We start from the raw sequence: 19,220 nt of genomic DNA on the forward strand, positions 1-19,220 counted from the left end.
CAGGAGCATTGCTGGGTAGCTACGTGTGGACGGGATAAGTGCTGAAAGCATCTAAGCATGAAGCCCCCCTTGAGATGAGATTTCCCTTTGTAGAGATGCCTCTGAGACGAAGAGGTTGATAGGTCCGGTGTGGAAGCGTGGCGACACGTGCAGCAGACGGATACTAATCCATCGAGATCTTCTCTATACGTTGGTCGTATGTTTCTTATCCAGTTTTGAAGGTTCATTCCTTCCTAAGATGTGGTGGCAATAGCGAAGAGGTCACACCTGTTCCCATGCCGAACACAGAAGTTAAGTTCTTCCGCGCCGATGGTAGTCGGGGTTACCCCCCGCAAGAGTAGGGCGCTGCCACATTACTTCAGACCCTGAACATTACTTCAGACCCTGAACATTACGTTCAGGGTCTTTTCTATATGAAAAATGTTATATAGAATCTTATTCGTAAGTGATTTTAAAAATTCGGAAAGTCATGGACGGGTACATAGACGTGGCACTGGTTGCCCGGAAATTGGCAGAAAATCCAGCTTTAAAAGTGAGTGGTTGCAATGAAAATGATACGGTGGAGTTATTCGAGAAGAAAAGTGGTACGTGCTTACTTTGATAAATTTCCAGGGAGCACTTTTTATTTCAGGAGGATACGTTCTTATTTTTATCTTTACAGTTCAGACTGGAGTGAAGAGGATCCCCTGCTTGAAGAGGGAGACCAGGAAGAAATGCAGCTTCTCGTCAATGAATCCCTCGGGAGAAAAGAAGCGTATAGAAATAGAAAATCCCTCGGAAAAAAGACTTCAGGGTACTGAAGCAAAATTAATAGCGGGTGACTTTTTCACCCGCTATTGATACATAATTATTGAGCATTTTGAAATATAAGGGAGTATGAGGGACAGGAAATTTTCTACCCTTCACTCATACCTTCCCACGCTGCATTCATACCGGCTACATTTCCGGTAACGAGAGCGGAAGTAATGTTGTACCCTCCGGTATATCCGTGAATATCCAGAATCTCTCCGCAGAAATAGAGGCGGGACATTTTTTTGGATTGGAGTGTATTCGGAACGACTTCCTTGATAGAGACTCCTCCTCCGGTAACGAAGGCTTTTTCAATCGGCTGGGAATCATGGACGGAAACGTGAAAGTACTTCAGGTTTTTCAGAAAAGAGTGGAACTGCTCTTTCGACAGGTGAGCATTCGTCTCTTCCGGAGTAATCCCGTTCTCCTCCATCAGGAAGTCGATCATTCTTTCCGGAAGTACTCCTTTAACAGTGTTTTTCCACGTCTTTTTCGGATGATCTTTTGACTTCTGAAGGTATGTTTCAGTAAGTTGTTCCAGGGACTGCTCGGGTAGAGCATCAATCTCGATTGTTACCGGTCTGTGTCCCTTCATGAATTCTTTTACCGCGAACTGGGAACATCGCAGAACGGCAGGTCCCGAAATGCCGAAATGGGTGAATAACATGTCCATTTTGTGGGTGATGATCGGTTTACTTTTACGGTTGAGTACGCTGACATTTACATCCCGCAAAGAAACTCCCTGAAGTTTCTTATCTTTAATGAAGGCATCTTTCGAAAGAAGAGGGACTTCTGTCGGGTACAGGGTCGTAATGGTATGGCCGGCCGTTTTTGCCCACTTGTATCCGTCTCCCGTTGAACCTGTATGAGGAACGGCTTTACCGCCAGTGGCAATGATAAGGGATTTCGTACGAATCTTTTCCGAATCATCCAGGTGGACGGTGTGCCCGGATTCCCCGTATTGTATAGCGTCCACCTTCGTTTCTTTTCTGACTTCCACGTGGAGTCTGTCGAGATAAGCGAGCAGCGCCTTCACTACATCCTGTGCTTTGTTGCTGGCCGGAAACATACGGCCGTGGTCTTCTTCCTTCAGTCCGACTCCGAGGTTCTCAAAAAAAGAGATGATGTCGTAATTGTTGAAAACGGAAAATGGGCTGTATAAAAATTTCCCGTTCCCCGGGATATGTTTGATCACTTCTTCTTCAGGGAGGCGGTTCGTAACGTTGCATCTTCCTCCCCCGGAAATTGCCAGTTTGGTACCCAGTTTTTTACCCTTTTCTATTAAAAGGACGGAAGCGCCCTGTTCGGCTGCAGCAATGGCTGCCATCAGCCCGGAAGGACCGCCTCCGATGACGGTTACGTGATAAGTCATGGATTTCTCACCTTTCTGATGGTACGTGTTCTCATGAAATGTATGATAGAATGAGTAGGATTAATTCTACAATACTTGCAGAGGAAGATAAAGCTATGTCTAAAATTTTAAAAGGTACGATGATTTTAACCGGAGCGACTTTTCTATCGAAGTTTTTGGGAATGATTTATACTATTCCTTTCGAACAGATGGTCGGTCCGGAAGGTATTGAACTGTATTTCTACGCTTACACGCCGTACAACATACTTCTGAGCCTTTCGACACTCGGAGTGCCTATGGCTGTTTCGAAGTTCGTCTCTAAATATAACGCCCTTGAAGACTATCAGACGAGCCGGGATATGTTCCGTTCCGGGATGTATCTGATGGCGGCTACAGGAATTATCGCTTTTCTGCTGCTGTTTTTCGGTGCTGAGAAAATCGCTTCTTTCAGTCTGTCCGATGAAGACTCGGCAGCGGTGCTTCAGGATACGACTCACGTCGTACGCATGGTCAGCTTCGCCCTGCTCGTCATTCCTTCCATGAGCATAATACGAGGATTCTTTCAGGGACATGAATCGATGGCTCCTACAGCAGTATCTCAGGTGATAGAACAGATTGTGCGGATTGCCTTCCTGCTTACCGGCGTATACATAGTGTATTACGTACTGGATGCATCGCTCGCTCAGGCTATCGGCTTGAGTACGTTCGCCGCTTTCATCGGTGGTATCGCTTCGCTGGTGGTACTTCTTGTATATTGGAAGAAAAGGAAGCCATACCTGGACCGACATCTTAAACAACAGAAAACGAAGAGCGGTTTAACAACGCCGGACATGTTTAAAGAATTGCTCAGTTATGCCGGACCTTTTGTGCTGGTGGGAATAGCAACACCGCTGTACCAGCTGATTGATCAATTTACGTTCAAACAGGCGATGGCAGATGCCGGACTTGCAGACATTGCAGGAGACGCCCTGCCTGCTATCCATGTGCTCAGTCATAAGCTGGTCATCATACCGGTCACGCTTGGACTTGGCATGGCCGTGACCGTGCTTCCTGCCATTACAAGTTCTTTCACGAAACGGGAATTCAATAAACTTGACGGACAAATCAACCAGGCCCTGCAGATTATCGCTTTGCTGATCATACCGGCAGTCGTCGGTCTTTCTCTATTATCGACGGAGGCTTACGGAACTTTTTACGGTCTGGAACAGCTTGATTATTTCGGGGATCTGTTAGGATGGTATGCCCCTGTCGGGTTATTCTTTGCATTGTTTACGGTCACCTCATCTATCCTGCAGGGGATCAATCGGCAGAATTTCGCAGTTATCAGCCTCGGCGTCGGAATACTGCTGAAGCTTATGACCAACTCGTTTCTTATTCAATTGTTCGGAGCGAAAGGTTCCATCATCTCCACTGGTCTCGCTGTATTAGCTGCAGTTGTTCTTAACTTGTGGAAGATACGGCAAAGCACTGAATTTTCGTATAGAAAACTTTTCAAACGGAGCGTATTCATTGCTATATTGACCGTCATTATGGCGATTGTTGTGCTGCTTGTGAAAATCGTCGGCGGTATATGGTGGAATCCGATGGAAAATCGGATGGGAGCACTCGCAGTACTGTTTATCGGAATCGTGGCCGGAGCTCTTACCTACCTGACGCTGGCCTATAAATCCACCCTGCTTCAACACGTGCTCGGTGACCGGGTGAAGCGGATAGAACGAATATTTAACAGATCCTGAGGAGGATACGAATGAGAATAGATAAACTACTGGCAAATATGGGCTATGGAACGAGAAAAGAAGTGAAATCGTTACTTAAAGGCGGAAGTGTCCACGTAAATGAATCTCCTGTAAAAAATGGAAAAACTCATGTAGACCCTGAAGAAGATCTGGTGACGGTAGCGGGAGAGAAAGTGGAGTATCGTCAATTCATCTATTTAATGATGAATAAACCGGGTGATCTTATATCTGCGACGGAAGATCAGAATGAGTGGACGGTGATAGATATTCTGCAGCCGGAGGACAAAGTGTTTTCCCCATTTCCGGTCGGACGGCTCGATAAAGACACCGAAGGTCTGCTTCTTCTGACCAATGACGGTCAACTGTCCCACCGACTCACTTCTCCGAAAAAAGGCGTAGGGAAAACATATGTGGCAGAAGTCGCAGGAGAGGTGACCGTCGACGATGCAGAAGCATTTGAACGAGGAGTGACTCTTGATGACGGATACGTCACCAAACCTGCAAACCTTCATATTATAGAATCGGGGGATACCTCTCACGTGGAACTCGTAATTACCGAAGGGAAGTTCCATCAAGTGAAACGGATGTTTGAAGCACGCGGGAAGAAGGTAACTAAATTAAAGCGGGTTAAAATGGGAAACCTTGCGCTGGATGACGAGTTGGAGCCGGGAGAATACCGGGAACTCCGTGAAGATGAAATCGAATATCTGACCAACATTACGAGTAAATATAAGTGATAGAGTACCGCTGATATTACCTTAAAGAAAGGCACCCGTTACGATGACGGGTGCCTTATCTTTACGAAGCTTTCACTTTCTTTTCTGTCGTTTTCCATTTTCCTCTGTAAGGGCTGCACACAAGTCCATTATATTCCAGTACGTGTAAATCTCTTTGAACGGTTCGATCAGTTATTCCAAATTCTTCAGCTACCTGAGCCGTCGAGACGGTACCTTCTGTTTTTATAAACAGATAGGTCGATTTAATACGGTCAAGCATACGCGTTGATGGGCGATTCAAAAAATCACTCCTTCAGTATTGGTGTAAATGGCGCCTCGTATCAAAACCCTTTGAGGATACGTTCATTGTACAACAGTGAGAAAGTATCATCCACCTTTTCTCTTCCATTTTACAGAAAATTCATCGAATTTACAAAAAATTTACGCGATCGCCAAAAAGCAAACCGGAGCGGGACAAGATTACCGGCAGCTTGTTTAGAATAGCGGAATTCCCGGTATAAAAAAGAAGAAAGGATGAAAAAAATGAGTAATAACTACGCTGCTATGAGTGAATTTGTAAAAAGGCTGAACAGACTCATACGGATACCCAGTGTATATAGAGAAGACGAGCCCCCTTTTGGTAAAGACGTTCGAAGGGCCCTGCATGAGTTGCTGGAAATCGGGAAAGAAGATGGATTTACCATTAAAAATGTTGACGACTACGCAGGGCACGTGGAATTCGGCGAAGGGGAGAAACTGTTCGGTATACTTGCCCACCTGGACGTGGTGCCGGACGGAAGCGGATGGAGTGTTCCTCCTTTTGAATTGACGGAAAAAGACGGGAAACTTTTCGGGAGAGGTGTTCAGGATGATAAAGGACCGCTTATGGCGGCCTATATAGCTATGAAAGAGCTGAAAGAGGAAGGATTCGTTCCCCGTAAGAGAGTGCGCTTAATAGCCGGAACGGATGAGGAGAGAGAATGGAAGGGAATAGACTATTATTTCACAAAAGAAGAGATGCCGGAATTCGGTTTCACCCCTGATGCGGTCTTTCCGGTGATTCATGCGGAAAAAGGACTGTGGGATATTCATCTGGCACGGGACATTTCTGAAGACTTTGCTTCGGAGACGACGTATATAGAAACGATCTCGGGCGGCAGCCGGTTGAACATGGTTCCGGAGGCAGCAGAGGTTACTATCATACACAGGGGTGAAGAAGCACTGACGTTTCCGGAAGCGGAGAGGATATGTAGGAACGGAGAAAAACTGACAGTCGTATTTGCGGGCTCCTCAGCTCACGGAAGTACCCCGGACCGGGGAGTTAATGCCATCAAAAAGGCACTGAAATCCCTTGCCGGAGTATCTTTACCCGCTCCTCAGAAAGAAATGATAGAATGGATGAATACATATTTATCCGATTCGACGGGAAAAGAGCTGGGTATTGATTCGAAAGACGAAGTTTCCGGAGCTCTTACCCTGAATTTCGGAACGCTCCACGGGAATGAAGAGAAGTGGGAAATCGGTCTGAATATTCGTTACCCCGTTACGGAATCATACGCGGAACTCATAAATAAAATGAAAGATTCCCTACCGGGCTGGCTTGCATTCAAAGAGACGGATCACATGTCTTCCATCTATCTCCCGGAAGATCACGCCGGTATACAGACGCTGATGCAGGCGTACAGAAGTGTGAGCGGAAGAAAAGAGAAGCCGGAAGCGATCGGCGGCGCAACGTATGCCAGAGTTCTAAAGACAGGAGTAGCGTTCGGTGCCGTCTTTCCCGAAAGTCCGGACACCGCTCATCAGGCAGATGAGATGGTGCTTCAGGAAGATATGAGAAAGGCGATTGACATATATAAACAGGCTATTTTTACTTGGACGCGATAACAGGTATCTATTCTTAAGGGCAGGAGAGTGATATAATTGAAATCCACTCATTATTTTCTTGGAGTCCCGGTAAAGAATATAATAATTAAAGAACGGCTTCTGGAAAACAGAAAAAAACTACAACAACAGATGGACTACAAAGTGTGGACCGCCCCTGAAGATTTTCATCTTACCCTTCGTTTCCTCGGAGAGGTGGAGGATATAGAACACTGGAAAGAGAAGGTGGCCGGAGCCTCTGACTTTCCACCATTTAATCTGAAAATCGGGGAAGTCGGCTTCTTCGGCAACCCGCAACATCCGAGAGTCGTTTTTCAGTCCGTCTCACACTCGGAGGAACTGCAGCGACTGTTCAATTATTTTCAGGAAGGGGAGGCGGTCCGTTTCCACCCGCATATCACCCTTGCAAAAAAATGGAGAAAAGGAAAGCTCCCTGAAATAGAAAGCGGCAGCTCCCTGTCCTGGGACGTGGACACGTGCACCTTATTCAAAGTTCATCCGGGCAGAACTCCGAAATACGAACCGGTGACATCAGTTACACTTAAGGGTCAGGTGAAGAGATGGCACAATTAATTAAGCTTCAGGATTACATTTCGCGCTATGAATCGAATATTTTCCACTATACCGGTGAATTCATCCAGATGAAAAAGAAAAACTGGGAAGGGCTTAATAAAGCCTGGAAAAGTGGCGGACTTTACGAAGAGCAGGAAGAATCTGTTTCGGAGGAAAGCGGCCTGTTGAAGCGGATTTGGAACAGAGTTCGAAACAGAGAAGAGGAAGTGTGGGAGGAGCAGGAGGCTCAGCCGGAAATACCTGCCGATGAAGAAGAATTGAAAATTCAATTTCTGAACCAGCTTCTTCATTTTCAATTAAAATGGGCATCCACTACGCTGCAGGAAAAGTCATTCGTAGACTGGGGCTATGAACGGGATGACCTGTTGAAATATTATCTGCAACGCTTTCCCGACACATTTTTACTGATGTATGAACCGCTGGTGGAGATGAAACGGGCGGTTCTTGAACTGGACCAGATACTGATCGGCCCGGACCGGATCGATATTATCGTCCACCTTGATGTTGAGGAGGGGACGATTATCCATCCGGAGGAGGGGAGGAGCTGGATTCTGGAAGAAAGCGGAGTAAGAAGAAAGATTCCTAACCCCATCCTGCGGCTGCGCAGGTCGGAAACATACGTACGCAGTGTTCTGCAGACGTATGATCATACATTTCCGTACCGCAAAATAGTTCTTGCACCCGGTGCCATCTTCCAGGAGACCGTGCCCCCATATTCGACGGAATATATAGGGAAAGCGGAACATGATGACTGGATGAATAAAAAGCGTATGCTTAAGATGCCTTTGAAACACTCCCAGCTGAAGGCTGCTCAGCTGCTCATGAAGCATGCGAGGGTCACTTCTGTAAAAGCACCGGAGTGGGAGGGATCGGAATAACTTGAAAGAAATGGTCCTTTTACGTTAATCTTATTAAGTTAAATAAGAAGCGGGACCGAGAATACTCAACAGGAATTGAGGAATTGAAGGTGAACTGGTTGGAACAAATATTAGGGGACGAATGGTCGATCACTCCGGCCGGAGGATCGACAGGTGAAGCTTATTATGCAAAGAAAAAGGAAGGGAAGCGCTTATTTTTAAAGCGGAATTCTTCCCCTTTTCTTGCTGTGCTCTCGGCGGAGGGGATTGTACCGAAGCTTGTCTGGACGAAACGTCTGGAAAGTGGAGACGTTATTACAGCCCAGGACTGGATGGAGGGGCGTGAACTGGAGCCCGAGGAGATGTCTCATCCCCGGGTTGCAGAACTGCTCAGCAAAATCCACTACTCCAAAGAATTACTCGATATGCTCATGCGCCTGGGGAAAACGCCGTTATCCCCTGCAGATATTTTGACGGATATAATAAATGACCTGACTCTGACTCCCAGATTGCGGAACCAGGCTGGAGTCCAGAAGGCGATAGCTTACTTACAGGAAAACTGTTTTTCGATAGATGATGCGGACTGTGTCGTCTGTCACTGTGATACGAACCATAACAACTGGCTCCTGTCGGAGGATGAGTATTTGTATCTCATAGACTGGGATAATGCTATGGTCGCCGATCCCGCTCTCGACCTTGGTATGCTCCTTTATTTTTATGTACCGGAGGAGCATTGGGCCGAGTGGCTGACTTATTACGGAATAAAAGCTACCGATGAGTTGTACGGGAAAATGAAATGGTATGCTATTTCTCAGTTACTGGCTTTCATACAGTGGCATGATATGCGTGAAGAGGAAGATGAAGTGGCGCATCGGCTTTATCTGCTTGAGAAAGTAATATAAAAACCCCTGGTTATCCGGCAAAAACCGGTAACGCAGGGGTTTTTTTACATTTTAATTGAAAGTGCACGAAGTATTACAGTTCCGGCGCGTACTTAAGTTCGTTCTCGCGGGCCTTCGAACTGGTTTTTTCGTTCAGGACTTCCACCGGGTAAACGAACAGGCTGTAACCTACAAACAATACTCCGACAGCCGCTACAACTGCAAGATCGATAACACTACGTAGTAAATTCATTTTTTCAACTCCATTTTAAATTTATAATATGATTTCTTTTGCACATATATAATCATAGATCAGGAAGCGCTTACAACCCAACAACGAAAGTAGTCCATATATCACCTTTCATAAGCTCAAGCCGAAGTAACGGCTGTCAGGTATGCTTATGCGATTATATTAACGCATATACTCATTCATACGCTGTTATAGTCCAAAATTGATAATTAATTTTTTCCCGGAAGGAAACGTGGTACGATAATGAAAGAATAAAGGAGGAATATATGTGAGAAATCGTAATAAACCATGGGCGGATGATTTTTTAAAGGAGAACAACCACATTCTTGCCGAGGAGCCGTTTTCCAATAAGGGAAACTGGCAGCAGTCTTTTTCGAAAAATCAGCCGCTTCATCTGGAAATAGGCGCGGGGAAAGGACAGTTCATAGCAGGAATGGCAGAAAAGTTCCCCGAAGTTAATTTTCTGGGGATCGAACGGGTCAAAACGGTCATGGTCGGAGCTGTCAAAAAAGTGAAGACGGCAGAAGTGGAAAATGCCGTTTTGATTAATGAAGATGCCAAAGATCTGCGGGATATGTTCGGGACAGATGAGATCGACCATATCTACCTGAATTTTTCCGATCCGTGGCCTAAGAAAAAACATCATAAAAGAAGACTGACCCATGAAACATTTCTGGAACAGTACCGGGATGTATTGAAATCGGACGGGAGAATCACATTAAAAACGGATAACCGCAGTCTGTTCGAATATTCGCTATCGAGTTTTTCGAAATTCGGGATGACTCTGGAAGATGTGACACTTGATTTACATGAACTCGAGGACGGAAGTAACGTCATGACCGAGTACGAACAGAAATTCTCAGCCAAAGGTCAGCCGATCTACAGATGTGAGGTCATCAACAGAATCTGATAACGCTTACATGTCAGCGGGGATTATGCTACTATTGAAAGAAAAGGGGGAATGATTATGGAAAAATTGACAATCGGCGATGCTTCTCTTACATGGCTTGCGGGCGGGAACAATCATCTCGACGGCGGTGCTATGTTCGGAGTTGTTCCGAAGCCGCTCTGGAGCCGTAAATACCCGGTAAATGACAAAAACCAGATTGAACTTCGTACGGACCCGATCCTTCTTCAGGTGGACGGAAAAAATCTTATCATCGATTCCGGCATGGGAAATGGCAAACTTACGGATAAGCAGATGAGGAACTTCGGAGTTACCGAAGAGAGCCGCATAGATGAATCTCTTCGGGAAGCAGGACTCACCCGTGACGATATCCACTTCGTTCTCATGACCCACCTTCACTTTGACCACGCATGCGGACTTACGGAGAAAAAGGGTGAAGAGTATGTCTCCGTATTCCCGAAAGCCACGATTATAACGAGTGAAACGGAATGGGAAGAAATGAGAAACCCGAATATGCGCTCGAAGAATACATACTGGAGGGAAAATTGGGAAGCAATCCAGAGCCAGGTGGAAACTTTCAGGAACGAAAGGGAAGTGCTCCCCGGTCTGAAAATGATGCATACGAGCGGTCACAGTAACGGTCATGCCGTTATCAGGTTCGAACGCGGGGAAGACATTTTCATTCATATGGCCGATCTTATGCCTACTCACGCCCATCAGAACAAATTGTGGGCGCTCGCTTTTGATGATTACCCGGTTACGAGCGTTCACGAGAAAGATAAATGGATGGATGAAGGGTATCGAAAGGGCGCCTGGTACACTTTCTACCATGATGCCTACTATCGTGCGCTTAAGTTCGACGAAGAAGGGGAAGTCGTAAAGGAAGTAAAAAGGGAACGGGACTGACCGTTTCCTGAACATCCGGCATTTCATATGTATATAAAAAAATCCGAACATTCCGGGACACTTTGAAGTCTCCTCCGGAACAGTTCGGATTTCTTATTATCTGGCTGTAACTGTTAAGACGCTTCTTCCGATACGTCAACTATTGTACCTGTAGCACTGTCGATGAAAAATTCGTACTGGGACGTTTCTCCGTCCTGATTACGGGAGATTCCACCGCGATATACGTTGTAGTTGATACCGTTCTTGTTCAACTGTTCAGGTTTCATGTAAATCCAGGAACCGCTGATAGGGCCCTGCTTTTTGAATGCTTCTTTAGCTATTTTCAAAGCTTTTTCCGGGTTTACCCCTTTTTTCGAAGAAATCTGTTCTTTTACTACGTAACCGGCAAGAATTCCGGCTCCGGTGGCAAGCGTTACTTTTTTCCAATCCATGATATTCACCTCTACTAATTATGATATCTTCCATTATACTAAAGTATCCGTTGAAAAGAAAATCTAAACTTTAAGATGTGAATTGTAGCAACCTGATAGATCTTTCGTTAAAATAGAAGGAAGAAATAAAAAAGGGGTTGTACATACATGAATCAGGAGACAAAGCAGCTGTTCCGCACGTTGACAGAACTACCGGGCGCTCCGGGCAACGAGCGGAACGTACGCACGTTCATGAAAGAGCAACTGGAAAAATATTCTGATGAAATTGTACAGGATAAACTGGGTGGTGTCTTCGGAAAGAAACACGGGGAAGGCCCACGGGTCATGGTCGCCGGTCATATGGATGAGGTCGGATTTATGGTTACGCAGATTACGGAGAATGGAATGCTCCGTTTTCAGCCGCTCGGGGGCTGGTGGAGCCAGGTACTGCTGGCACAGCGCGTTCAGATTATGACGGATAAAGGAAGCGTAACCGGAGTCATCGGATCCATCCCTCCGCACAATCTTACGGAAGAGCAGCGGAATAAACCGATGGAAATTAAAAATATGCTGATAGATATCGGGGCGGACGACAGAAAAGATGCAGAAAACATAGGTATCAGACCCGGTCAGCCGATTGTGCCCGTGTGTCCTTTTACTACAATGGCCAACGAGAAGAAGATCATGGCTAAAGCCTGGGATAACCGGTACGGATGCGGGCTTTCCGTGGAACTTCTGAAAGAACTCCAGGGTGAACAGCTGCCGAACGAACTGTACTCCGGTGCCACAGTTCAGGAGGAAGTCGGACTGCGCGGCTCGCAGGTTGCTGCCAACATGATTAAACCTGACATTTTCTACGCTCTGGATGCATCTCCTGCGAATGATATGTCCGGAGAGAGCAAAGAGTTCGGTCAGTTAGGTAAAGGAGCTCTTTTGCGCATTTTTGATAAAACGATGATTACACACCGGGGCATGAGAGAATTCATTCTTGATACAGCCGAGTCGAACGATATCCCTTACCAGTATTTCGTATCTCAGGGAGGTACCGATGCCGGTCGTGTTCATATCGCCAATGAAGGCGTGCCTTCTTCGGTTATCGGAATATGTTCGAGATACATTCATACCTCTTCTTCGATCATTCACGTCGATGACTATGCCGCGGCAAAGGAACTGCTTAAAAAACTCGTAAGAACGACAGACGCCAACGCACTTGAACAGATTAGAAAGAACGTATAAAGGAGAATGTACAACGCTCAGCTGTATGTGGTTTAGGCTGGGCGTTTTTTTTGCTATAATGAGTAAATCATACTTTAAGAATAGTGCAGGTGGACGATATGAAAATTTATGTAGGTTCTTTGAATCCTTCCAAGTTGACTGCAGTAACTGATGTTTTTGAGAACGATACGGTAGTGGAAATGGACGTGGATTCAAAAGTTTCCTCGCAGCCCTTCTCGGATGAAGAAACGCTCGAAGGAGCTATTCATCGGGCCCGTGAATGCGCAATGACCGCTAAAGCGGATCTCGGTATAGGTCTTGAGGGCGGCGTGATGGAGATTGGAGACGATCTTTATCTGTGCAACTGGGGGGCTCTTGTTGATCAACAGGAGAACATTTATACGGCGGCAGGAGCCCGGATTCCCCTCCCTGATGAAATTCATGAGCAGATGAGTAAGGGACTGGAACTGGGGGAAGTTATGGAGAAGTATGCCCAGAAGAGTGACGTAAGTAAAAAAGAAGGGGCAGTCGGCATTTTTACGAATGGACAAATGAATCGTGATAAAATGTTCCGGCATATCGTGACGCTACTGAAAGGCCAGTGGGAATACGATAATCTGTAAGCCTCATTCATTCCGTGAAGTTTTGTTACGCACTTTTCATCAGGAATTTCTTCTTTCTGTGTTCAGTGCACTTTATAAACAGTTATTTCTAAAAAAGCAATCACGCCATTCATGCGTGATTGCTTTTACTCATTCGTATACGTAATTCAATACTTCAATCGCCTGATCGATATTCTCTACCGTTACAGTAGCCTGATTTGAAAGTTCTTTTAACGGATGAATCAGACTTTCATCGCGAATAAGAATCGTCGGCTTACCGGCCTGAATGGCAATACCGGCATCCATAGCGGTATTCCACTGTTTATAGTTCTCACCGAAATAGGCTATGACGGCATCAGATCTTTCCATAAGCAGCTTGGTGCGGAAATTGTTGATGGCTGAAGCTTTGTCATCCTTGGTTTCTTTATTCGGCTGCTCCCCGAGGATATCTTCTCCGACGTTGTCGGAACGACTGTGATTCTCCTGAGGGTGGACGAATTTCACTTTAAGATCCTTTTTCTCGGCTTTCTGTTTCAGTTCATCTCTCCATGCATCATGTATCTGGCCTGCCAGATATACACGTAGTTCCATGCAATCCCTCCTGAATTAATAGTTCAGAATCAAGTATACCCTCAGAAACAGGAAGTTAATCCTGCACAATAACGTTTACATGTGTATATACATTAACGTATGCTGATAGAAGTGGGAAGGAGGGTAAGAAATGAGAGCTTATTTAGAAAAAAAAGGGATTTCCCTTTCACCGAAAATTTATTTCATCGACTCATTGAGTTATATGGCCCTCGGCTTATTTTCATCTCTTATTATCGGACTTATTATCCAGACTGTCGGCGAACGGCTGCCGCTCGCCTTTCTCTCCACCCATTTAATAGAAATGGGAGATCTGCTTATGAATGTCCTCATATGGGGAGGGGCGATCGGAGTAGCGGTAGCGTACGGTCTGAATGCTCCGCCGCTCGTAATGTTTGCTGCCCTTTTCAGCGGTGCGCTCGGTGCGGAGGCCGGAGGACCTGCAGCCTCTTTCATTGCAGCCCTGATCAGTACTGAACTTGGAAAGCTGATCAGTAAAGAGACGAGTCTCGATATCATACTGACGCCGTTAGTAACGATAGTGACAGGATATACGGCCGGTTCTCTTATCGGGATCCCGATAAGTGCTTTTCTTGAGGGTTTCGGTAATATCATCAATTGGGCAACAGTCCAGGAACCTCTCCTGATGGGGATACTGGTAAGCGTTCTGATGGGTATCGCACTGACTGCGCCGATTTCAAGCCTCGCTATATCCTTAATGCTTTCTCTTGAGGGAATAGCGGCGGGGGCAGCAGCAGCCGGCTGTGCAGCGCAGATGATCTCCTTTGCCGTACTCAGCTATAAAGATAATACGCCGGGTGGGATAATCGCTCAGGCGATCGGAACGTCCATGCTTCAAATCGGTAATGTGATTAAGAAACCGGTGACTATGATTCCTCCCGTTATAGCAGGAGCAGCAGCCGGGCCGATGGCCACTGTAGTATTTACTCTCGAAAACAATGCTGCCGGTGCGGGTATGGGCACCAGCGGATTCGTCGGACAGATTATGACGGTGGAAACGATGGGCTGGAGCAGGGAAGTCGGTATTGCAATTCTCGTAACTCATTTGTCAGTTCCCATAATCGTCACTATCATTCTCGGTATATGGTTCAGAAAAAAAGGATGGATTAAACCGGGAGACCTGGCGATTGAAACCAGCTAGTGGTATGCTACAATGACTCATGGAGGGATACGTATGGAACGTTTGCAATCAGTGGAAGAATTTGAACAGTTAGCAGAAAACGAGCAGACTATTTTTATGTTTTCGGCAGCCTGGTGCCCGGACTGCAGGGTTATTGAACCCGAGTTACCGGAGCTGGAACGTGAAAATCCGGAATGGACGTTTGTGTACGTCGATCGCGATGATTTCATTGACTTGTGCGCGGATTATTCCATTTTCGGCATCCCGAGTTTCCTTGCTTTTAAAGGCGGGGAAGAAAAAGCCAGGTTTGTCAGTAAAGATCGCAAGACCCTGGAGGAAATACAGAGTTTCATCGACGAAGCGAAATGATTAAAGAGGAGTTTTACCGATGAAAATGACGAGCATACAAATGAAGAAAAAACTGGAAGAGCGCCTTGATGAGAACGGCTGGCGAACTTCTTTCAACAGGGATAAAGATACTTTTCGCGTGGAGTGGGAACACTCCGGAGAAGGCATTACAGTAACAGTGCCGAATGTCATCTCCAAATGGCAGGAAAAAGGAGAAAAATCCCTGGATGAACTCGAAGAACATATTCGCGAAGCGCTTAGGGTCATGAATGAGAATACGGAACTTTCCGGCCAGGAAAAGAACGTATATCCCGTGATCCGGGCCGCTTCTTTTCCAACAGAAACTGAAAACGGAAAGAAACTGGTTTACACCGAACACACGGCCGAAACAAGAATTTATTACGCTCTTGATCTTGGAAAATCGTATCAGCTCATCGACTACCAGAAACTGGAAGAGGAGGGCTGGAGTATCGATCGAATGAAAGAAGTCGCCTCTTTCAACGCCCGGTCCCTCGAAGTGAGTCTGCGAAAAGACACCGTATACGGAAACGACTTCTATTTTCAGTCATTGAATGATGGTTACGATGCCAGCAGAATATTGAATGAGTCCTTACTCGAAGAGATGAAAGCAGAATGCAAAGGGGAACTGGCTATAAGTATTCCCCATCAGGACGTAATCATCTTTGCCGACATACAGAATGAAGGCGGATACGATATACTGGCCCAGATGGCGATGAAGTTTTTTGCGGAAGGTCTTGTACCGGTAACTTCTCTTTCTTTCCTATACGAAAATGGGAAGTTGGAACCTATATTCATACTTGCACAGAAAAAACCGAAGGAAAAAAAAGGGGACGATGAAACGTGATGATTTATTATAACGAGAAGGGCGTCGGTGATGTACTGCTCATTCCGTTTAATGAAACTGATAGAGATAACAGAACACATGAAGCATTCGGAGATATAGTGAAGATTACGGATAAAACGGACGGTTCTGTCCTCGGTTACAATATTTTCAATGCTTCCCGTCACTTCAGCGATCTGGGCAATGGGCAGATGCGGATGGACGAAGAGAAACTCGAAGAACTTAAAAAGTTATTTTCCGACCAGAATCTTAATGATAACCTCGATCTGGACCTGGAAGAGAAATTCGTCGTCGGTTATGTGGCGGAGATTCAACCGCATGAAAATGCCGATAAACTGAGCGTCTGTCAGGTTGATCTTGGAGATCAGCAAGTGCAGATCGTCTGTGGAGCTCCTAATGTGGACGCCGGACAGAAAGTGGTAGTTGCTAAAGTCGGTGCCGTCATGCCCGGGGGTATGAAAATCAAGGATGCTAAGTTGAGAGGCACAGCTTCAAGCGGAATGATTTGCTCCAGTAAAGAGCTTCACCTCTCGGACGGTTCGGAAGGAAAAGGTATTCTTGTGCTGGATGACTCTTATGAAGTCGGAGCCCCTTTTCCTGTATAAAGTTGAATAAAAGATACCGGGATACAATGAATCAAAAATGCAAAGAGGTGCGGGCCTCTTTGCATTTTTAACTTTTTTGAAAAACACAACGGAGGAAAAAGCTGATACAATAGAAAGAAAAGTATGCAAAGAAAGAGTGAATAAATATGTGGAAACAATTCATCGATAAATGTAAACAGCTTTTTGAACCGGAAGAAGAATTACCTGAAGAAGACAGAACGGCTCCTACATATCGAAGTTCGGAAGCAAAATCAAAAATGACGTACCATTACCCGAAAACCGGCTCGTTCCGCTTTCCGATGATTCCGGATAACTCTGCTGACAACTCCCGCGTGAAGAAGGAAACAAAAGAAGCGGAAGCAGACAAAAGCCTGCAGCGAACAAGACAGCGTACCAGAAGGACGCAGTCGGAGGAAAGTACGGATAACAAAGGTTTTGAGCAGTTCAACTACCGAAGAAAGAAGGAAAATGCCGAAGAAAAAGAAAAGAGACCTTCTCCTTCTGCCAAACCCTTCACCCCTACGGCGGTTCCGTCCCCGGTCCATGGGTTTCAACGGCAAAGAAATTATGGAAAAGATGAAGAAATCACAGAAGAAAACGAGTTGATTCCCTCTGAGGAAGAGGGTATCCCGGATTATGAAACAGAGGAGGCGCCGGAGACGGTTGCGGAATCTGAATTTTTGGATATGGAAGACGAAGTGGAAGAAGAATCTGACGTTTCCGGAGATGCGGGCACGGAAGTCTTCCTTTCTATAGAAGAGGATACCGGGTCTACCGAAGAAGAGCTGCCGGTACAGGAAGAAGACGAAGTAAGAAACGGGGAGCCGGAGACTGCTGTTCCGGAAGAAGAAAAGCCTGTAGAAGAAACAGGGCAGGAGACGTTCAGGGCAGCAGAGAGTGCAGCTGAGGAGAAGGAAAACGCAGCGGAAGAAGATACTTCGGAACCTGCGACGATCATTACCAGAGAAAAGCCTGGGAACAAAGAAACGAAGAGCAGCCGATCTTCCGTCCCCTTCAATGTAATTATGACTCCGAAGGACAAAAGATCGAGAGACAAGAAACCGGGGGAACAGAATACGTCTCCGAAGACTGCAGAACCTGAGAAGACTGCAGAACTGCCGGAACAGAACGGTCTGACCGGAGAAGCTAAGAGAGAGACAGATAATAGAAGAGAATACGAGTTACCTCTCTATTTATTCAACGATAAAGTCGTCAGGGAAGAGAATGAAGATACGATTATCATCGAACAGATGGAGCAGCTTGAAAACACCCTTCAGCAGTTCCAGGTAAAAGCCAAAGTTACAGATGCGATGAAGGGACCTACGGTAACCAGGTTTGAAGTGCAACCCGAGCCGGGAGTGAAAGTTAGTAAAATCACCAATCTCTCCGACGATATTAAATTGAAGATGGCTGCCAGAGACATCAGAATGGAAGCGCCGATACCGGGGAAACAGGCCGTTGGCATTGAAGTGCCGAACCATAAATCACAGATGGTGGGTCTTCAGGAAATTTTTGAAACGGAAGAATTCACGAACTCCGATTCTCCTCTTACGGTCGGTCTCGGCCTCGATATCGCAGGCGTACCTTCCGTAACGGACCTGAAAGATATGCCGCACGGGCTGATAGCCGGAGCTACCGGTTCCGGTAAGAGTGTATGCATTAATACAATCCTGCTTAGCCTGCTTTATAAATCGCACTATGAAGACGTCAAATTCATGCTCATCGATCCGAAAATGGTGGAACTTGCTCCGTACAACGGTCTACCTCAGCTCGTCTCCCCGGTCATTACGGATGTGAAAGCAGCAACTTCTGCCCTGAAGTGGGCAGTGAAAGAGATGGAGGAACGCTACGAGAAATTTGTGGAATATGGCGTACGTGATGTTGAGAAGTACAACGACAAAGTGATCCGGGAAGGGAAAAGCGAGAAAAAGCTCCCGTATCTCGTAATCGTAATCGATGAACTTGCTGACTTGATGATGACTTCTCCGCAGGAAGTGGAGGATGCCATCTGTAAAATAGCACAGAAAGCGAGAGCTTGTGGTATTCACCTGCTTGTAGCTACTCAGAGACCCTCCGTGGACGTCATTACGGGGCTCATTAAAGCGAATATCCCGACGAGGATAGCTTTCAGTGTTTCCTCCCAGGCTGATTCCAGAACCGTGCTGGATGCCGGCGGCGCCGAGAAACTTCTCGGTAAAGGGGATATGCTGTTTATGGGTAACGGGGACCGGACTCCGCAAAGAGTTCAGGGAGCTTTCGTTTCTGATGAGGAGATAACGAGAGTCACCGGATTTATGAAAAATATCGCACCTGCCAATTATTTGTTTGAACAGGAAGAATTACTGAATCATATAAATAATGAAGAAGAGACGGACTCTCTGTTTGATGAGGCGGTCCGCTTCGTCCTATCTCAGAACGGGGCCAGTGCTTCTCTTATTCAGCGAAGGTTCCGGGTAGGATATAACCGTGCCGCCCGTCTGGTCGACCAGATGGAGGAGCACGGGATCATATCTTCACAGAAAGGCAGTAAGCCGAGAGATGTACTGCTTACCGAACAGCAGTCGGAAGAATGGAAGCAGGGGGAACTATCCTGAATCCC

General features: G+C 46.1%; 21 protein-coding genes and 2 rRNA genes. 18 read left to right on the top strand and 5 right to left on the bottom strand.

Translation table 11 applies throughout. The features are described 5' to 3' along the window. The 3 genes from BLU03_RS03460 to BLU03_RS03470 form a co-directional block, all read left to right on the top strand. Window positions 1-187 (top strand): 23S ribosomal RNA (locus tag BLU03_RS03460); the annotation flags it as partial. Between the two features lie 52 nt (window positions 188-239). Continuing rightward, a 5S ribosomal RNA gene (gene rrf, locus BLU03_RS03465) occupies window positions 240-354 on the top strand. Window positions 355-588: 234 nt separating this feature from the next. Further along, window positions 589-840 (top strand): hypothetical protein, encoded by a 252-nt coding sequence (locus BLU03_RS03470; protein WP_176765394.1) that lies wholly within the window; start codon window positions 589-591, stop codon window positions 838-840. A 55-nt stretch (window positions 841-895) separates the two neighbouring features. Here BLU03_RS03470 and BLU03_RS03475 read toward each other — a convergent pair whose 3' ends face one another. After that, window positions 896-2,161: a BaiN/RdsA family NAD(P)/FAD-dependent oxidoreductase gene (locus BLU03_RS03475; RefSeq protein WP_093105625.1), complete on the bottom strand. Its 1,266-nt coding sequence runs from the start codon at window positions 2,159-2,161 to the stop codon at window positions 896-898. A gap of 95 nt (window positions 2,162-2,256) precedes the next feature. On the opposite strand from BLU03_RS03475, the gene BLU03_RS03480 reads away from it, so the two are divergent. Beyond that, window positions 2,257-3,876 carry a putative polysaccharide biosynthesis protein gene (locus BLU03_RS03480; RefSeq protein WP_093105628.1) on the top strand — a complete coding sequence of 540 codons (1,620 nt, stop codon included), beginning with the start codon at window positions 2,257-2,259 and terminating at the stop codon, window positions 3,874-3,876. Between the two features lie 11 nt (window positions 3,877-3,887). After that, a complete protein-coding gene (locus BLU03_RS03485; protein ID WP_093105630.1) occupies window positions 3,888-4,613 on the top strand; it encodes a pseudouridine synthase in 726 nt (241 codons plus the stop codon). Window positions 4,614-4,674: 61 nt separating this feature from the next. On the opposite strand, the gene BLU03_RS03490 is transcribed toward BLU03_RS03485, so the two are convergent. After that, window positions 4,675-4,872 (bottom strand): DeoR family transcriptional regulator, encoded by a 198-nt coding sequence (locus BLU03_RS03490; protein ID WP_065757339.1) that lies wholly within the window; start codon window positions 4,870-4,872, stop codon window positions 4,675-4,677. A 263-nt stretch (window positions 4,873-5,135) separates the two neighbouring features. Between BLU03_RS03490 and pepV the strand changes: the two genes are divergently transcribed. From pepV to BLU03_RS03510, 4 genes are all read left to right on the top strand, one after another. Beyond that, window positions 5,136-6,479 (top strand): dipeptidase PepV, encoded by a 1,344-nt coding sequence (gene pepV, locus BLU03_RS03495; protein WP_176765395.1) that lies wholly within the window; start codon window positions 5,136-5,138, stop codon window positions 6,477-6,479. A 36-nt stretch (window positions 6,480-6,515) separates the two neighbouring features. Beyond that, window positions 6,516-7,049, top strand: a complete 534-nt coding sequence (gene thpR, locus BLU03_RS03500) for an RNA 2',3'-cyclic phosphodiesterase (RefSeq protein WP_076572597.1) — start codon at window positions 6,516-6,518, stop codon at window positions 7,047-7,049. Beyond that, on the top strand, window positions 7,037-7,927 hold the full coding sequence (locus BLU03_RS03505) for an NERD domain-containing protein (protein ID WP_093105636.1): 891 nt from the start codon (window positions 7,037-7,039) through the stop codon (window positions 7,925-7,927). The genes thpR and BLU03_RS03505 overlap by 13 nt, the downstream gene beginning before the upstream one ends. Window positions 7,928-8,016: 89 nt before the next feature. Then, window positions 8,017-8,808 carry a phosphotransferase family protein gene (locus tag BLU03_RS03510; protein WP_245698710.1) on the top strand — a complete coding sequence of 264 codons (792 nt, stop codon included), beginning with the start codon at window positions 8,017-8,019 and terminating at the stop codon, window positions 8,806-8,808. Window positions 8,809-8,881: 73 nt separating this feature from the next. On the opposite strand, the gene BLU03_RS13585 is transcribed toward BLU03_RS03510, so the two are convergent. Beyond that, window positions 8,882-9,040 carry a hypothetical protein gene (locus BLU03_RS13585; protein WP_008590823.1) on the bottom strand — a complete coding sequence of 53 codons (159 nt, stop codon included), beginning with the start codon at window positions 9,038-9,040 and terminating at the stop codon, window positions 8,882-8,884. 265 nt (window positions 9,041-9,305) lie between these two features. Between BLU03_RS13585 and trmB the strand changes: the two genes are divergently transcribed. Both trmB and BLU03_RS03520 read left to right on the top strand, forming a co-directional pair. Beyond that, the gene (trmB, locus tag BLU03_RS03515) at window positions 9,306-9,947 is read left to right on the top strand and encodes a tRNA (guanosine(46)-N7)-methyltransferase TrmB (protein ID WP_076572593.1); all 642 of its coding nucleotides are present in this window, start codon (window positions 9,306-9,308) and stop codon (window positions 9,945-9,947) included. A gap of 57 nt (window positions 9,948-10,004) precedes the next feature. Continuing rightward, complete coding sequence (locus tag BLU03_RS03520) at window positions 10,005-10,850, top strand: YtnP family quorum-quenching lactonase (protein WP_076572591.1); 846 nt, start codon at window positions 10,005-10,007, stop codon at window positions 10,848-10,850. A gap of 113 nt (window positions 10,851-10,963) precedes the next feature. On the opposite strand, the gene BLU03_RS03525 is transcribed toward BLU03_RS03520, so the two are convergent. Continuing rightward, window positions 10,964-11,281 carry a PepSY domain-containing protein gene (locus BLU03_RS03525; RefSeq protein WP_008590829.1) on the bottom strand — a complete coding sequence of 106 codons (318 nt, stop codon included), beginning with the start codon at window positions 11,279-11,281 and terminating at the stop codon, window positions 10,964-10,966. Between the two features lie 147 nt (window positions 11,282-11,428). On the opposite strand from BLU03_RS03525, the gene BLU03_RS03530 reads away from it, so the two are divergent. Together BLU03_RS03530 and BLU03_RS03535 are read left to right on the top strand one after the other, a co-directional pair. After that, a complete protein-coding gene (locus BLU03_RS03530) occupies window positions 11,429-12,496 on the top strand; it encodes a M42 family metallopeptidase (RefSeq protein WP_076572590.1) in 1,068 nt (355 codons plus the stop codon). A gap of 98 nt (window positions 12,497-12,594) precedes the next feature. Next, window positions 12,595-13,098, top strand: a complete 504-nt coding sequence (locus BLU03_RS03535; protein WP_093105641.1) for a DUF84 family protein — start codon at window positions 12,595-12,597, stop codon at window positions 13,096-13,098. Between the two features lie 129 nt (window positions 13,099-13,227). Here BLU03_RS03535 and BLU03_RS03540 read toward each other — a convergent pair whose 3' ends face one another. Beyond that, window positions 13,228-13,668 carry a YtoQ family protein gene (locus BLU03_RS03540; RefSeq protein ID WP_076572586.1) on the bottom strand — a complete coding sequence of 147 codons (441 nt, stop codon included), beginning with the start codon at window positions 13,666-13,668 and terminating at the stop codon, window positions 13,228-13,230. 130 nt (window positions 13,669-13,798) lie between these two features. Between BLU03_RS03540 and BLU03_RS03545 the strand changes: the two genes are divergently transcribed. The 5 genes from BLU03_RS03545 (at window position 13,799) to BLU03_RS03565 (ending at window position 19,215) form a co-directional block, all read left to right on the top strand. Then, window positions 13,799-14,827 carry a PTS transporter subunit IIC gene (locus BLU03_RS03545; RefSeq protein WP_076572585.1) on the top strand — a complete coding sequence of 343 codons (1,029 nt, stop codon included), beginning with the start codon at window positions 13,799-13,801 and terminating at the stop codon, window positions 14,825-14,827. A 33-nt stretch (window positions 14,828-14,860) separates the two neighbouring features. Beyond that, a complete protein-coding gene (locus tag BLU03_RS03550; RefSeq protein WP_093105643.1) occupies window positions 14,861-15,175 on the top strand; it encodes a thioredoxin family protein in 315 nt (104 codons plus the stop codon). A gap of 19 nt (window positions 15,176-15,194) precedes the next feature. Next, the gene (locus BLU03_RS03555; RefSeq protein WP_093105646.1) at window positions 15,195-16,019 is read left to right on the top strand and encodes a DUF1444 domain-containing protein; all 825 of its coding nucleotides are present in this window, start codon (window positions 15,195-15,197) and stop codon (window positions 16,017-16,019) included. Then, window positions 16,016-16,621 (top strand): YtpR family tRNA-binding protein, encoded by a 606-nt coding sequence (ytpR, locus tag BLU03_RS03560; RefSeq protein ID WP_040609524.1) that lies wholly within the window; start codon window positions 16,016-16,018, stop codon window positions 16,619-16,621. Before BLU03_RS03555 ends, ytpR begins: the two co-directional genes overlap by 4 nt. A 146-nt stretch (window positions 16,622-16,767) precedes the next feature. After that, window positions 16,768-19,215 (top strand): DNA translocase FtsK, encoded by a 2,448-nt coding sequence (locus tag BLU03_RS03565; protein WP_093105648.1) that lies wholly within the window; start codon window positions 16,768-16,770, stop codon window positions 19,213-19,215. The last annotated feature ends 5 nt before the right edge of the window (window positions 19,216-19,220 follow it).

This window comes from Salimicrobium album, from assembly GCF_900107115.1.
GTDB lineage: Bacteria > Bacillota > Bacilli > Bacillales > Halobacillaceae > Salimicrobium > Salimicrobium album.

Coding starts and splice junctions, on each gene's coding strand:
- BLU03_RS03535 (WP_093105641.1), top strand. CDS start 12,595: ATGAAAATTTATGTAGGTTCTTTGAATCCTTCCAAGTTGACTGCAGTA.
- BLU03_RS03565 (WP_093105648.1), top strand. CDS start 16,768: ATGTGGAAACAATTCATCGATAAATGTAAACAGCTTTTTGAACCGGAA.
- BLU03_RS03555 (WP_093105646.1), top strand. CDS start 15,195: ATGAAAATGACGAGCATACAAATGAAGAAAAAACTGGAAGAGCGCCTT.
- BLU03_RS03475 (WP_093105625.1), bottom strand. CDS start 2,161: ATGACTTATCACGTAACCGTCATCGGAGGCGGTCCTTCCGGGCTGATG.
- BLU03_RS03550 (WP_093105643.1), top strand. CDS start 14,861: ATGGAACGTTTGCAATCAGTGGAAGAATTTGAACAGTTAGCAGAAAAC.
- BLU03_RS13585 (WP_008590823.1), bottom strand. CDS start 9,040: ATGAATTTACTACGTAGTGTTATCGATCTTGCAGTTGTAGCGGCTGTC.
- BLU03_RS03530 (WP_076572590.1), top strand. CDS start 11,429: ATGAATCAGGAGACAAAGCAGCTGTTCCGCACGTTGACAGAACTACCG.
- BLU03_RS03545 (WP_076572585.1), top strand. CDS start 13,799: ATGAGAGCTTATTTAGAAAAAAAAGGGATTTCCCTTTCACCGAAAATT.
- pepV (WP_176765395.1), top strand. CDS start 5,136: ATGAGTAATAACTACGCTGCTATGAGTGAATTTGTAAAAAGGCTGAAC.
- BLU03_RS03540 (WP_076572586.1), bottom strand. CDS start 13,668: ATGGAACTACGTGTATATCTGGCAGGCCAGATACATGATGCATGGAGA.
- BLU03_RS03520 (WP_076572591.1), top strand. CDS start 10,005: ATGGAAAAATTGACAATCGGCGATGCTTCTCTTACATGGCTTGCGGGC.
- BLU03_RS03525 (WP_008590829.1), bottom strand. CDS start 11,281: ATGGATTGGAAAAAAGTAACGCTTGCCACCGGAGCCGGAATTCTTGCC.
- BLU03_RS03485 (WP_093105630.1), top strand. CDS start 3,888: ATGAGAATAGATAAACTACTGGCAAATATGGGCTATGGAACGAGAAAA.
- BLU03_RS03505 (WP_093105636.1), top strand. CDS start 7,037: ATGGCACAATTAATTAAGCTTCAGGATTACATTTCGCGCTATGAATCG.
- BLU03_RS03490 (WP_065757339.1), bottom strand. CDS start 4,872: ATGCTTGACCGTATTAAATCGACCTATCTGTTTATAAAAACAGAAGGT.
- BLU03_RS03480 (WP_093105628.1), top strand. CDS start 2,257: ATGTCTAAAATTTTAAAAGGTACGATGATTTTAACCGGAGCGACTTTT.